This window comes from Exiguobacterium sp. BRG2 (assembly GCF_031844245.1).
Classification (GTDB): Bacteria; Bacillota; Bacilli; order Exiguobacteriales; family Exiguobacteriaceae; genus Exiguobacterium_A.
On the sequence record NZ_JAUZUW010000004.1, the window covers coordinates 157791 to 172723 of the forward strand.

Here is a 14933-nt window from a genome sequence, read left to right on the forward strand (position 1 = left end):
TTCACTCCTTCATTCATGTATCCTTTTTCATTATAATGGAAAAAATTGATTTTTCTAGTTCTTTTCACCTCCATCAATCAATGAATGGACCGAAAAAAGAAGCCCTGTCAGCACAGGACCTCTTTAATGATTTAAGGAATCAGTTTGACGGCGCTATCGGCGTTCAACCGACCAGCACCATAGCTCGTATCATAGCCTTTTTTCCCAAGATCTTTTGCCGATTTCTTGAGGATGCTTTCGACACTGCTTGCCTTCAAAGACGGCTTTAAACTGATCAAGAGACTCGCGACACCAGCGACGTGTGGCGTCGCCATCGAGGTTCCGCTACCGTACAGCAACTCCCCATCTGCGAGGTAGCTTGGAATCGAGACACCCGGTGCGACAAGGTCGAGTCCCGTCCCGTAGTTCGAGAACGAGGCTTTCGTATCTTTTCGTCCTGTCGCCCCGACCGACAAGACATATTTCGAACGAGCCGGATAAGCAATCGTTCCACGTCCTTCGTTCCCGGAAGCTGCAACGATCAGGATATTCTTCTTGACCGCCGCTGCTAATGCCGACTCGATCGATTTCGAAGAAGAACTACCGCCGAGACTCATGTTGATGACTCGGGCACCTTGTTTCGTCGCATGCTGAATGCCTTTGACGAGTCCTGACACTGAACCAGCGCCTGAGTCATCGAGGACCTTAATCGGAATCAACGTCGCCATCGGATTGATGCCAGTCATCCCATATGTGTTATTTCCACCCGCCGCAATGATTCCCGCCACATGTGAACCATGTCCGTTATCATCCCAGGCGCTCTTATCGCCATTGATGAAATCATAGCCAAGATCCATGCGGACTTTCCCTGCGAAGTCGGCGTAACTCGGATTGATACCAGAATCAAGGACTGCGACTTTGGTTGCAGATAACTTTTTACCTTTGATCCGTTTTTGCATGGCGACGAAACCGATATCCGCCCCTTTGAGACCTTTCTTTTGCCCCGTATTCTGCAGCGACCATTGATATTTCTGATAGGCATCGACTCCGAATGCTTGAATTGGTGCATCGAACTCCGCGAACGCGACAGCTGATGAGCGTTCGAATTTCTGTTGCGCTGCTTTCGCTTCCGCATAGGAAGCATAGACGAGTCGCTCGATTCGAAGCTCTGACGCGACCGACTCTACTTTTAAGGCGCCGAAGGCTTGCGCTCGCATCGCACCAGGGCGCGTCTGCACGAGCAGTGCCGGTTTGACCGATTGAACGGCTGCCGTCATCGATTCCTCGATGGGTTCGTAACGTGAGATATAGGCAGGAACGGAGTAGCGGTCGCCCGGGTACCCTTCGAGCACTAAGTACTGTCGTCCACTCCAACTGAGCGGGAAGTAGAGCGTATCATCCGTGACTTGGTAATAGCGATTGTAGACCCGTCCCGCTTCAGCGTCCGCTTTGCTCGCGAACATCGTCCCGTACGTGTTGTAATCAAGCTCGAACTCGAAGTGTGTACCTTTCGCGACAAAATCCTTCGCGTCAAAATACCAGACTGCTAATCCTTTTGAATCGAATCGTCCTGTTAAGGCACTCCCCGCTTGTTTCGAGAAGGCTGGTACTTCTTTCGCTTTCGCCAATGTCGCAGGACGAATCGTCTCTTTTTTCTCGATCGCATTGACCGGTACCGTACTAAAAATCAAACCAAGTGCTAGACTCCCTGCTATCCATGTGCGCATCATCGTTCCTCCCTCTAGGTCTTTCTTACCAATACCCTGATTAGATGGAATTATGTGGAATATAGTGAAACATTGACGCAAATCATAAAAAAAACACCACTCTCGTGTTGAGAGTGGCGCTTGATGTTACTTGACTGTAACTGTGAATGTTTTAACGACTTTGTAGTTACCCGCTGTCGTGTACGTGACACGAATCGTCGTTTTGCCTGCTTTAATGCCTCTGACGTTACCGCGTGACGAGACTTGTGCGACTTTTTTGTTTGCTGACGTATACTGAACGGCTTTGATTTTATCCGTTGCTGACGTATAAGAGATACGTGTCGTCTGGTTCTTCTTCAGTGTTGCTTTTGTTGCTTTCAGCGTGACACTGTTCGCTTTTGTTTCGATCGGTAAGACTGTTTTCAAGACAAAACCGTCTTTCAACGTAACCGTTGCTTCAACCGTCGTCTTACCTGTTGCTTTACCTGTCAGGCGACCTTTTGAATCAACTGTCGCTTTTTTCGTATCGAGGACACGGTAGCGAGTCGAAGCGATTGCTGATTTTGAGTTTGCGATCGTCGTTTTCAAGTTCAACGCTTTCCCTTGATAGACTGCACCGGCTTTGATCGTTGCGACTGGTGCTTTTGTTGTTTGTGGGACGAAGACGCCGACGTAACCGTTGACTTCAGCTGTTTTGATCCCTTTGACTGGAACCGTCAAGATACCGTTCTTATCTGTGACGAGTTTCGTTTTCGTAACGCCACTAGCATCGACGAAGACTTGGTTCGCGTGTGTTTTACCCATGTTGACTGGAATCGTCGTATTTAGACCTGCATTTTTCCCGATGACGGTCGCGACACCTGTGTTACGGTCTTTTCCGAAACGGACGCTTGAGATCAAGTCTTTACCCGCTTCTTTTGACGTGTTCGATGTGTGGTACGCGACGTGCTGTTTACCGTACGCGTATTTTTTACGTACTTTTAAGAGATTCGTGATCTCATCATAGTACGGTGTCGTTTTTGACATGTACGATGCATCGGTCTGGTAGAGATCACCGTAATAGACCGTCGGAACCGTGTTTTTGTTCGATAAGAGGTATGCATATTGCGCAACGATGTTTTCCGTCGAGTATTTCTTCGTCGGACTAGCAAGCTCTTTGTTGTAGATTGCCAGTGCTTCTGCCTCTTTTTCTTTCGTGTACAGCTTCTCAAACGACTTCGGCTGATCCGTTTTACTGTACTGAGCACCAGCCTTGATGCCGAACATATCGAGCATGATTTGGTTGACACGGTTTTTCTCTTGGTCATGGTTATTGACGAACGACCAGTTCGGTTGAACGTCTGTCGCTCCATACCCTTCACGGTCTACGACTGAGAGTTTCGCAAGATCACGAAGTGGACGTTTTTGCGAAGCTTTTAGCGCTGAACGTAATGTGAAGTACAAATCAGAGTCCATGACGAGTTGTTCGTTATTGTTTGCCTTCATGTACGAACGTTGAGACGCTTTATAGCTTTCGATATAGCTCAAGTAATCTTGTTTTCCGAAATGCGCTTTCGAGATCTCTGCTTCTGCTTTTAGAATCGCTTTATCATAGTGCGACGCCGCATCGATTCGGAATCCGTCGAACTTATACGTTTCAAGCATCCACTTCATCCAGTTTTTCTGTTCCTTGATGACTTCCGGGTTCGAGTTCGCGAGGTCAACACCCACTAGAAATTCACCATTTCTTGCCATCGTGTTGTTGATCGTCTGCGTCGGCATGCCCTTTTCGTCGACGAAGAGGAACTGATCTTCTGTATCGATTCCAGAGTTATCGTTTTGGAACGAACGTTCTTCTGAACCATACCCGTACTCCGCTTTTGTACTCATGTATTGTTTTGTTAATTCCGCAATTTTCTTATCTTCACTAGACGTCAACAAATCTTCTTTTGATGCAAAGCCATTCTTCAGCATGAACGGCAGATAGCCTGCGTCTTTTGTATATTGCGTCAACATCGGTTTCCAGTTGCCCTCTGATACTTCATACCAGCCATCTGTCGCGAGATACGAATCGACCGTGTTGATGTTTCCCGTTTTTGCCGCTTCAAGCAACCATTCTGGCAAGTAGTTATCTGCGTGATCGACACCAAAGAAACGGTATGCTTTCCCGTCTTGGTCCGTCATGATCCGTCCAAGTCCCTGCCCTTGAAGAGAGGTTCCGTTGAGATATGATTTGTTCCATTCTTTGATGTAGCCGTATTTCGCTTGTCCCATACCGCCACCTTTTGTATAAGCGAGGTAAGGACTCGCAAGGGTTTTCGTCGTTTCGCCACCTGTGAATGGATTCGCGAACGGTTTACCTGAACCCGTCGCACGACGAACGTAAACTGCTTCCCGTTGACTTAGACCAAGCATTTGGTTCGGTACGAGATCCATTTGGACTTTGATGTGATCGTCATGCAACATATCGACCATCATCTCGAGTTGTGAGGCTTTTCCGTACTTCGTCGGAATCGTACCACCCGGTCCTTGCGGGAATTCACCGAGATCATATCGATCGGCAATCGCATATCCTTCTAAATAACGAGCCATATCAAATGAACGATACGCTGGTGGAAGCCAGACATCTGTCACGCCCCACGCGTTCAGTAAATCTCCTTTTTTCGCAAGCGTCCGGTACATGTTACTTTCATACGGTTGGAAAAGGCTAAAGCTTTGGAAAATGACACGGTTGTCGAGTTTTTCACCTGCTGTGAATGCTTGCGCACGTTCTGGTGCATACGTGAGCCCACTTGTTGCAACGACGGCTGCTAACAATCCAGCAGATACTTTTTTTGTTTTGCTCATGGATTAAATCTCCCTTAACTCTGTATGTTTTTAAATATTTACACCTGAATTTCCAAATAACATCACATAATTTAACATTTTATGATGATGAATATACGCCCGTTTTTTCAAAATAAGTAAATAGATTTTTTAAAATGCAATCGATTGCGCTTTCACTTCGAAAAAACCTCCTCCTACCGAAGTAGGAAGAGGTTCGCATTACTTAGTTCAGTCCAAGAAGAACTGCTTTCTCGTAACCACCAGTCAAGACAGAGTTGTCATAAGACTGAAGCTCTTTGTTGACCGTGATGACGTTCGACAATGTTTTGAGCGTTCCAGCTGGAACTTTGATCTTAACGATGTCGAGACCGTTCGTGATATCATCATCCGAATCAGCAAGCGAGATGCTTGTGCCGACCGGGAGATTTTTTCCGTTCAACGTGTACTGAGCAGTGTTCGTCGCATCGTACATTCCAGTGTATTGAACACCTTCTGTGAACTTAATACGGATAACGTCTTTTTCATCTTTTGCGTTTGCCGTGACTTTAACGATTTCGAATGGCGAAGCCACTGGAACGACTGGCGTTTTCGAAACTTTGAAGTCATGTGTCGCTGTAGCGACTGTGTTACCGACATCGTCAGAGAGTGACTTGACGACGACTTTCCATTCTTCGCCGTATCCTTCTTTGTCGACGAGGTACTGAAGGCTATCGTTCGCTTTAACGCGGAAGTTCGAATCCGAACTGTTCGTGTAACCAACGACTGATCCGTCGATTGTAACCGTCTTACCGTTTTTGTCTTTACCGATGAATTCAACAGTCGTTTCAGGAAGATCAACCAATCCATCTTTACCTTTCAACGGCGTATCGTACTGGTCAAGACCTTTCAATTTGACCGGTTCGCTCATCATGACGTTAAAGTCATTCGAGAGGAGGACACGGTCGATCGCAGTGATTTCCGCACTCTTCAGATCTGGAGAGTTAAGCGGTGAACCAGAGTAGTTGAGGTCAAGTGTCAACGCATCGTTCTTCTCGCCGTTCGCTTCTGCTTTGACAGCATCTTTCGCGAGCGTGATTTTGAACTTACCGTTGTAGTAGTTCTCTTTCGTGTTGACTGTATCGTAGATATCCGTCCAGTCTTTTTTGAGTTCGACGAGAACTTCGCCTGTTTCATCGTTGTAGTATGTCACATCAACATACTGGCTGTAATCTTCGTACATTTTCGTTCCAGCGTTATAGCTTTCGAACTTGAGCTTGCCTGAAGCCAACAATGCTTTGACTGCGTCAAGGTCAAGACCTTTCAGCTGTTTGCTGAACATGATACGGAATTGCTCTGGTGACTCAACAACAACTGCTGCAGTCGGTTTCACTGTGTCAGCAGCGACTGTGAAGTCGAGGTTTTGTGTTGTTCCGATGTTCGACTCATCCGAAAGTGCTGCGAAGTCCATCGCATTCCAGATCTGGAGTGAGTGTTTACCAGGCGTGAAGTAGCCTTTCTTCGGTCCTGGGTAAGCTTCTTTTGCTTTCGCACCCATCAACATCTGCTCATCGTTCAATGTGATGATGACTGTGTCGCGGCGATCAACGCCAGTTTTGTTATCAAATCCGAGGTATTCGACTTTGAAGTACTTCTCGCCGTATTGACCATCGATTTTGAACTTCGCGTCCGCAATTGCTTCAGAGAATTTCACTTCAAGTTGGTTCAGACCGACTGGTTTGACCGAAGTGACTTCCGGCTGACGTGCATCCGTCAACTTGAAGCTTGCTTTTGACTTCACTTCTGTATCCGTGCTGCTTGTGATTTTCGCAAGCACTTTAACAGTCGCGTTGTCTTGGAGTGGTGTTTCTTTATCAAGAATCAATTCGAATGCCTTTGGATTCGAAGGAATCGATTTGATACCGATGACGCGTTTCGAACCATCGAACTGCTCGATTTGGATGTTGTCGTTTGCGAGGTATTCGCTCTCGTCAACAGTCGGTAACTTCTTATCGAGACCGAACGATTTCAAGAGAAGATCACGTGAGACAGCTTTATCGAGGAAGATCGTCACACGATCTGCTTGATTCGATTCTGCTGCAAGAACGTTGATCAATTCAACTGGTGCTGGCGTAACCATGACCGTGCTGAATTTGACTTTCGCTTGTCCATCGATTTTACCGATCAGGTCTTTGTACTCGCCATTGACCGTCTCGATGATTTGCGCGTCGATTGTTGCTTCGATGTCTGTGTTGCTGAACTCAGACGTCAAAAGAACAGTCGCTTTACCGTCTTGAATCGTGACGCGTTCTTTCGCGAGTGAACCGAACGATGTCGACAATTTTAAGACGATATCGTCCGCTTTCGTGTCGACTTCACCTGTCGCTTTGTTTTTCAACTGGAATGTGACTTCCGTGTTGTCTGATCCGTTCGCGAGGATCGAAAAAGCTTTTGGAGTCACTTCAAGCATCCAGATGTTTTCGACGCTTTGCGTCATGAAGCTGAGTGAACCGAGGTCTTTCGCAACGCCACCGACCATGATCCCTTTCGCGTCAACTGAGTAGTCTTTGCCATACTCGAGTCCTTCCACTTCAAGAACTGCTGACTTCTTGTCTGGGCTAAGTGTCGCGGATTTAACTGTCGCACCTGCGATTTTGAAGTTGTCTGCTGTGACAGAGTCAACGGCACGCGAGAATGAAACTTCGACTCTCTCTTTGCCGATTGCTTTTGCTGAAGCGAGGACTGTGCTTGCAATCGTGAAGTCCATCGCAGCTGATTTGACAGCGCCGACTTTGACGACATAGCTGTGTGTTCCTTCTGGAATACCACCTTGCGATGCCATGAACTTCCCTTTCGAGAGCGTTCCTTTTGCTACGATTGGTGTAGATGACATGTTTTTGCCTGGGTAGATCAAGAGTTCTGCCTTCGCGCCCACTGCTGGGTACATAACGTCTGCTTTGACTGAAAGCTTCTGATCATCAACGCTTCCCATGACGTTCGAGATGTTTGCTGCCTTAACTTCGTAGTTGATGTAACCTGTTACGACAGAGTTAGCACCTTTATACGTGTAAGCTAATTTATATTTGCCTGCTTTTGAAGTCGATGGAGTTTTGAGGTTGAACTTGCTAATTAGGCGCTTGACGATGATACCTGATTTGTATTGAACGTTGATTGTGCTTGGCAATTGAACTTTTCCGCCAACAGCAACTGGTTCTAGGACTGGTTCGATGATATCTACGACGTAGTTTTGAAGTTCGACTTTAAGAACTGCTTTTTTCGTCGTACCGGCTACCTTACCGTAGAGAACTTGGTATTTGTTGATGTATTTCTTTTCGAATTTGACAGAACCGCTCCACTTGACTGAGCGCATCTCATACTTACCGTTTGAAAGTTTGACTTTGACTTTCGTCGGAAGCGTCAATTTCTTGACTGCGTATTTCGAACCACCTGCATGTTTCATCAAGATTGGAGAGATGTATTTAACCGAGACCTTCGATGCTGCATCAGCAGCAACCGGAGCTACGACAGACGCCGTGACTGCAAGCGCAGCTGCAGCAGCGTACAATTTGTTCGTTTTCTTCGAATAACCCATGTTTACTATTCCTCCTCTTTTCTAACAAATCAAAAGCGAAAATCCCAATTTTAAATCTACAATATAAGTAAAATATAGAAATATTTTACTTTAGAGCAGTCAAAAAATTCTTTAGTCGTCTTAGGAGGAGTACGTTCTGTTTCACGTGCGATCATTCGTCTATCATCAAGACGATCTATCCGTGATTCATATGTATCCGATTGGGATGAACTAAAGACACTGCCAAAATCGCTTCAAAAAGCCATTTTTATTGTAGATTCGTGCATTCCACCATTTCGTTTTTGAGAATCGGTAAGAATGCTACACGTCAAATATACAAAACTAGGAAAGACGCCACAATAGATTTTTTGTAAAAAATAGGTGAATAGTAGTAAGGTAAAATATATTTATATAGGCTGTACATGGAAATTAATTTTTGGATTTACCTCCTTAAAGAAAACGCTTACATTACATTAAATTTTTGTCTTGTTTTCGTTTTATTAAAATAAAGTTTGGTTTCATGAAATGAAATGATCCGCTTTTTCGATCGCTCGAAGAAATGATTCACGATGTAGACGATGTACATCATCGGCCCACATCTCGATTTTTGATCCACGTCGTTTGAGTTCAATCGGTAATCCACGACCAATCCAATCAAGTTGACGTTGCAAGACATGACGCTTTCGTCCGTCCTGTCGCTCGGCTTCCGTAAACTGGCGCAAGTACTGGAGGACATAACCGAACCCAAACTCAATCGGAATCCGCAGCTCCGCTCCCTTGTCTCGTATCCGGATGATGCCCGCCCCGTAATGAATTGCCCGGAACAACTCCTCATTGATACGCTGATACCAGGTGCCTTGCGTCAGACAGTGCGGCTCTAGCGCTCCTTTTTTACCACTCGGTAAGACTGCGAAATAATCAATGACCATTCGTCTGCTCCTTTTCATCAAAAAAATAGGTGAGTCCGCGTGGGTCTCACCTATCATGACAGGTCAAATGGTACGATTGTTCGAAAATGATTTAGAAGGGCGTCCAATACTTTCGTATTGAACACCACCCGGATGATCCATAAACGACCAACAGTTACGTCCATCGACGACACGTGGCTGACGCATCTGACGAATGAACTGCTCTGGTGTGATAAGACGGAGTTCTTCCCACTCCGTCATGATGACGGCAACATCTGCGTCCTGTAACGCCTCTTCGACCGTTTGCTTTTGATCGAGTAGCGTCCGCGCAACAGGGTCATATCCGGTTACGATGACGCCGAATTGCTCAAGACGTGTCGCTAGTCGTAATGCCGGCGCATCACGTAAGTCATCCGTTCCTGGTTTAAAGGCGAGACCGAGTAGCGCCACGCGCATTCCTGTCCGCGGTTGGATTTTTTGTAACACATAGTCCAGTTGTGCTTCATTCGTCTTATCAGCTGCTTCGATGACGTGAAGTTGCTGATCATGCTGACGAGCGAGCGTCGTGAGTGCTGCGATGTCTTTCGGGAAACAGGAGCCGCCATATCCAGCTCCAGCTCGTAAGAACGAGGAGCCAATCCGCGGATCAAGACCGATGCCTTTTGCGACATCAGAGACATCAGCACCAACTGCATCTGCTAGTCGCGCGATTTCATTGATAAAACTGATTTTCACTGCTAAAAAACTATTCGCTGCATACTTCGTCAACTCTGCCGTCGTCGGATCGACTGCGACAAGAGGAGCGGTCGTCGCAAATAGTGTCGCAAGCTCGTTTGATAAGTCTTCATCATTCGTTCCAATGACCACACGGTGAGGATGTCGCATATCAGCGAGTGCTGTACCCTCCCGTAAAAATTCAGGCACCATTGCAAAGCGTAACGTTGGATACTGCATCGCCAGTTGCATCGTCGTACCAGGTGGCACTGTCGATTTAATGACGACAGCCGCACTTGGCGCGATTCGTTCAATATGGGCGGCAACAGCTTCTACCGCCGATAAGTCGCAACTGCCGTCCGCTTTCTCTGGTGTTCCGACAGCGACAAGATATGTCTTTGCGACTGGATATTCCGTCGTGAACGTCATTCGTTGTTGATTTGCGATTAACGCTTCTTCGATTCCCTCTTCCTTAATCGGTGGGATTCCTCGTGTTAGTTGGGCCATCCGATCAGCGTTCAAGTCGACACATGTCACGTTATGTCCATTTTCAGCCAGTCCAATGGCCGTCACAAGACCGACATATCCTGTTCCAATCACTGTCAGTTGCATTCCATCACGTCCTTCGATAGTTTCTCTGTCTCCACTATACGGGAGAGCAGAAGATTTGTGCATCGAAAAAGCTTTCCGAATACGCTATACTGGATTACGGGAATGGGAGGAATGCTCGTGGCTATCATTATCTTTTGCCTCGTCTGTCTCATTGCGTATCGGATCCGCAAGCTTCCCGAAGCACTACGGACGATTTTACTCATCCTCGGTTTACTCAGTGGATGGTTCGCGCTCTTTGAGATGATCGGCTTCATCGAAGCCAATCCGTACCTGGTCGCAATCCCGATTGGACTGGGACTTGCCTACTGGTACTGGAAACGTAAAAAGAAACACGCAAACGACAAAACCCCTTCCGCCTCGTGAAGTGGGTTTTTCTTGTAGCAAAACGAAAAAAGCGATGTCTCCTATATCGGGGACATCACTTTTGTCTTTACGACTGGGCTTTCCGTTCAATCGCTGCGATTTTTTCTTCAATCTCTAGTAACTTCAGTTCATGCTCGAGTTCAAGACGACGTTTTTTCCGTTTCAGGCGATCGAGTTCTTCTGCGAGTGACTCTGTCGACGCTTCCGGTTTCGATGGTGCCTGTTCCATCGATTGACGGAGTGGATCGAACAGGTTCGATTTTGCGAACTGCGCTGCTTCCGGTCCGAACATGTCTTGGATGAGTGGGAGAATCTTATTCATCGCCGTACCTGGAATTTGTGACTTCTGATCAACGAGACGTTTCAGTGCCAACTCATCGACGAGATACCCTTTTCCGTCCTGTTCGGCATGTAATTCACCTGTCCGGATCCAGCGACGGACCGTTTCTTCTGAGACGCGCAACAATTCACTAATCTGTCTTGTCGTTAACATCGTCATCCCTCTTTCCTTTAGTAGTACCTTTACTATACACACATGTGTGCGTGTGTGTCAAAGAATACACACATCAAAAAAAAGACCTCCTTGTAGAAGGTCCCCCTGTAATGATTAAGCTCCACGACGAACGAGTAACCAAAGACCTACGACAGCAAGACCTGCTCCTGTTGCTGCGTATGGGAATGGCTTGTCTTCCCCAGCTTGTGGTAATGTTCCCGTTGCTGTTGTCGTCGACTGTTTTGCCGCAGCATCGACTGCTTTGACTGGCGTTTTTGTTGACGTTGGTCTTGGTGTTGGTTTTGGCGTCGGCTTCGCGACCGGTTCTACTTTCGCAATTTCTGCGAGCAAGATCGTACCGAAGCTACCTTCTTCGATCGTCACACCCGCTTCCGGTGATTTCCGCTCAAAGTACTTCAACAACTCATCCACCATTTCTTGTTCTTCTGGCGTCAAGGCTTCTTCATCGTGCGCCATCAATTTCATCTTTTTTGCTTGCTGGGCGAATGACTCATAGTCTTCATACATCTCTTCATCCATATCTTCCATCAAAGCATCCATGTCCAGATGATGCATCGCTTTGATCGTATAGCCTTCTGCGACTTCCGTCTTGACTGTGTACGTACCTGGATCGAGTTGGATCATCATCAAGTCATCTTTTGAAATCTTCTCTTGATAGACATCTTTGCCTGTGATGGCATCGGTCACCGTATACGTTGCAGGAACCGTTTCTTCATCGTAATCCGGTTTTTGGTTCCCGTTCGCATCCAAGAAGTTGACGACAGCTAACCAATGCTCGAACATACCGTCAAGCTCTTCGTCGCCGTAGAGACCAGCGTCGATCACTTCCGTTTGTCCTGCGACGAGACGGACTTTTTTCGTTCCCATGTCTTCGTCGACATCGGAATCGATCGCCCGGTCGTCACCGACGTTTTGCTCGGAATAGAAGTAGTAACCCATATCATATCCGTCGACTTTCACTTCATACGTTCCTGGCTTCAAATTCTTGAAGCTGTATGCGCCGTTCTTCGTGTAGGCTTCATCAATGACATCTTCGTTCCGATTCATCAAAGAGACGCGGATATCATCGAGACGTGTTTCCTTCTCTTGACGGATCCCGTCCTCGTTCTCATCGTACCAGATCGTTCCTTCGATCGTTGCCGTCGTCGGTGTTTCGACTGGTGTCGGTGTCGCGTCATCACCAGTCTCCGGTTTTTCAGTCGCTGGTTCTTCCGATGTCGGCTCTTCTTTGACTGGATCTTCCTTCACAGGCTCTTCCGGTGTTGGTTCTTCCTTGACTGGTTCGTCAGTCGCTGGGTCTTCTGTGACTGGCTCATCCGTCTTTGGTGTCTCTGTCGTCGGTTCGTCTGTCGTCGGCTCATCTGGTGTAACGACTTTACCGAACTGGACGAGAACCGTCCGCTGGCCATCTGCTGAGACGACTTTGACGACAGGTGCCGTCTCCGCCGTGAACGTCACGACCGGTGTTTCTTGGATGTTGACGTCTTTTCCTGTCACGCCCTCTTCAAAGACAAGTGCTGTCTCCGACGTGATATCGACGATTCCTGCGCCCTTAAACGTTAACGTATACGGACCCGTGCCCGTTCCTGTGACATCCCACTCGACAGTTTCCGCGTAGACCGGTAACTTCAGACCAAATGCAACGACGAGTGCCATCAAAAGTAAGCTTAATTTTTTCATAAGGGTATGTATGCTCCTATCGTGTTTTAATATTACCTCCCTAAATAGTAAACAAATCAGCCAAAAATAACCAGAAAAAATCTTGAATTTATTCTATTTTTTTATATTAAAAAAAGGGCTGACTCATATGTCGTCCTCTACAAAGATAAGGGTGGCAGAATGATGATCCGCCACCCTTATCACGTAAAAAAAGAATGACGCGTCACACGCTGCTCTACAGGAAAAAGCGCATTATGCGCTGTCAGAGGCAAATAAGACCCGCTTTCCTGCTTGAATGAAGCAGGAAAACGGGCTTGTGTCTCTCCTGAGGAAAGGGCGTGAAAAGACGCGTCATTCTTTTTTGAGTCGGTCTCTTTACACAAGCTGACTACATGCTTGCGCGCATTCTGTACATGCTTTCGCACAAGCTTGGCAATGGTCATGATCATGTTTGCTACATTCAGTCGCACATGCCTCACAGATTTCTTCGCATGCCTTCGCAAGGACCGCGACATTTGCGCTGTTTCGAGCGATCGCTTGTAGTAATAAGTTGCAAATATCGGCACAATCTCGGTCGAGTCGAATACAATCTGACATATGTCCGACATGTTCCTCGTTCAAGCAGGCATCAAAACAATGATTACAGGCGAGAATACAATCCGTCAGTCGTTGCTGTATTGCGTGATCCATATTGATTCCTCCTTTGTATAGGTTTTGATTACCCTGATGACTTGAAACAAAACAAAAATAAGACAGCATTTGGAGCAAAATGCTCACCCTGCTGTCTTATTTAACGATCTCAAGCGGAATCTCGATCCCACGCCCTGCTCCTGCATCAATGATGAGGACCGGAAGACGCTGGTCATCGAAGACTTCTTTTTCAATCGTCGTATCGGACGTATAGGTCCGGATTTCCCCCATCTTCTTCGCTTGGAAGGAGACGAACGGAAACGGAATTGATTGATTGGCGACATCGAGGCGGATATCGACCTGTTGGTCATCGAGCCGAATATCATTCGCTGTCCGGATGACGAGACGCATCCGGTCATTTTCCGTCAGCGTGACCTGTGCGGAAATGTTCTCGGTCTGCCCGGCACGCTTGACGGGATCCACGATGACCGTCGGGGAAGCGGTCTTCGCTTGTTCCGCGCGCTGACAACCCGGAATGACAAGTAAGGAAATCGCGAGAGGGATCAGCCAGCGTTTCATGTTGGCTTCACTTCATAGCAAACGTCAGTTCAGCGACACAGGCGACTTCCCCATCGACTGTGGCTGTGGCACGACCTTTACCGATTGGTCCACGGACCTTCGTCAATTCGACTTCGAGGCGGAGCTGATCCCCGGGAACGACTTGACGTTTGAAGCGGCATCCTTCAATTCCTGCGAAGAAGGCGAGCTTCCCTTGGTTTTCTTCCATCTTCAGCACAGCGAAGGCACCGACTTGTGCGAGTGCTTCGACGATCAAGACGCCAGGCATGACATTGTATTCCGGAAAATGACCATTGAAGAATTCTTCGTTCGCCGTCACGTTCTTGATTCCAACGGCACGTTTGCCCTCTTCGACTTCTAAAATGCGGTCAACGAGTAAAAACGGATACCGGTGCGGAATGACTTCCTTGATTTGTTCGATTGTATACATATTCGACAGCTCCCATCACTGATTAAAATTAAGATTTCATCCAAAAATCGGTGATGCGGGTCCATGTGTCGAGCTTTAACACATCCATTGCCTCGCCACCACCAAACGTCGCATAACCCACCATTGCGCCGACGATCAGTGCTACGACGATGAGAACGAGAACGATCAGTACACGTACGACGATCGGAACTCGGCGTGTCGAGTACGCACGAAGACGTCGCTCTGATTTGTGCTCCGGATTGCCGGTTTCCTGGTTCGAAGGCTGTTGCTTCTTCTTCAGGCGTTCACGCGTTGGCTGATCCGTGCCTGTTTGGTTTTGTACCATCTTGATCACCTTTCATTGATTCAGTCTGAGAACAGTATAGCATATTAGTACCTGGTATTAAATAGTTCCAAATTCGCTACAAAACGTGTTCCGCAACTAGTGTAACACGACCAGACAGGCAATTTCTCTAAAAAATTTTAGTTTGTGTATATAAGGAAGCAG

12 protein-coding genes are annotated in these 14933 nt (G+C 47.1%); 1 reads left to right on the plus strand and 11 read right to left on the minus strand.

The genetic code is table 11. From position 1 onward, the window contains the following. Positions 1-131: 131 nt before the first annotated feature. The 5 genes from Q9R23_RS07405 to Q9R23_RS07425 all read right to left on the minus strand — a co-directional run bounded on the left by Q9R23_RS07405 (position 132) and on the right by Q9R23_RS07425 (position 10271). Positions 132-1706, minus strand: a complete 1575-nt coding sequence (locus Q9R23_RS07405) for a S8 family peptidase (protein ID WP_311246737.1) — start codon at positions 1704-1706, stop codon at positions 132-134. A gap of 126 nt (positions 1707-1832) precedes the next feature. Continuing rightward, entirely contained in the window at positions 1833-4511 is a 2679-nt protein-coding gene (locus Q9R23_RS07410; RefSeq protein ID WP_311246738.1) for a glycoside hydrolase family 70 protein, read from the minus strand. Between the two features lie 202 nt (positions 4512-4713). Continuing rightward, the gene (locus Q9R23_RS07415) at positions 4714-8058 is read right to left on the minus strand and encodes a hypothetical protein (RefSeq protein ID WP_311246739.1); all 3345 of its coding nucleotides are present in this window, start codon (positions 8056-8058) and stop codon (positions 4714-4716) included. 497 nt (positions 8059-8555) lie between these two features. Then, a complete protein-coding gene (locus Q9R23_RS07420) occupies positions 8556-8966 on the minus strand; it encodes a hypothetical protein (protein ID WP_056064263.1) in 411 nt (136 codons plus the stop codon). Between the two features lie 63 nt (positions 8967-9029). Continuing rightward, positions 9030-10271 carry a UDP-glucose dehydrogenase family protein gene (locus Q9R23_RS07425; RefSeq protein WP_311246740.1) on the minus strand — a complete coding sequence of 414 codons (1242 nt, stop codon included), beginning with the start codon at positions 10269-10271 and terminating at the stop codon, positions 9030-9032. A 111-nt stretch (positions 10272-10382) separates the two neighbouring features. Between Q9R23_RS07425 and Q9R23_RS07430 the strand changes: the two genes are divergently transcribed. Continuing rightward, on the plus strand, positions 10383-10634 hold the full coding sequence (locus Q9R23_RS07430) for a hypothetical protein (protein WP_251137776.1): 252 nt from the start codon (positions 10383-10385) through the stop codon (positions 10632-10634). A 67-nt stretch (positions 10635-10701) separates the two neighbouring features. On the opposite strand, the gene Q9R23_RS07435 is transcribed toward Q9R23_RS07430, so the two are convergent. The 6 genes from Q9R23_RS07435 to Q9R23_RS07460 form a co-directional block, all read right to left on the minus strand. Continuing rightward, positions 10702-11127 (minus strand): helix-turn-helix domain-containing protein, encoded by a 426-nt coding sequence (locus tag Q9R23_RS07435; RefSeq protein ID WP_311246741.1) that lies wholly within the window; start codon positions 11125-11127, stop codon positions 10702-10704. Positions 11128-11241: 114 nt separating this feature from the next. Then, positions 11242-12828: an SdrD B-like domain-containing protein gene (locus Q9R23_RS07440; RefSeq protein ID WP_311246742.1), complete on the minus strand. Its 1587-nt coding sequence runs from the start codon at positions 12826-12828 to the stop codon at positions 11242-11244. Between the two features lie 354 nt (positions 12829-13182). Further along, entirely contained in the window at positions 13183-13497 is a 315-nt protein-coding gene (locus Q9R23_RS07445; RefSeq protein WP_311246743.1) for a four-helix bundle copper-binding protein, read from the minus strand. 96 nt (positions 13498-13593) lie between these two features. Continuing rightward, positions 13594-14016 carry a hypothetical protein gene (locus Q9R23_RS07450; protein ID WP_035410579.1) on the minus strand — a complete coding sequence of 141 codons (423 nt, stop codon included), beginning with the start codon at positions 14014-14016 and terminating at the stop codon, positions 13594-13596. Positions 14017-14023: 7 nt separating this feature from the next. Beyond that, on the minus strand, positions 14024-14446 hold the full coding sequence (gene fabZ, locus Q9R23_RS07455; RefSeq protein WP_029342716.1) for a 3-hydroxyacyl-ACP dehydratase FabZ: 423 nt from the start codon (positions 14444-14446) through the stop codon (positions 14024-14026). Between the two features lie 28 nt (positions 14447-14474). Continuing rightward, on the minus strand, positions 14475-14771 hold the full coding sequence (locus tag Q9R23_RS07460) for a DNA-directed RNA polymerase subunit beta (RefSeq protein WP_214852135.1): 297 nt from the start codon (positions 14769-14771) through the stop codon (positions 14475-14477). Positions 14772-14933 lie beyond the last annotated feature (162 nt).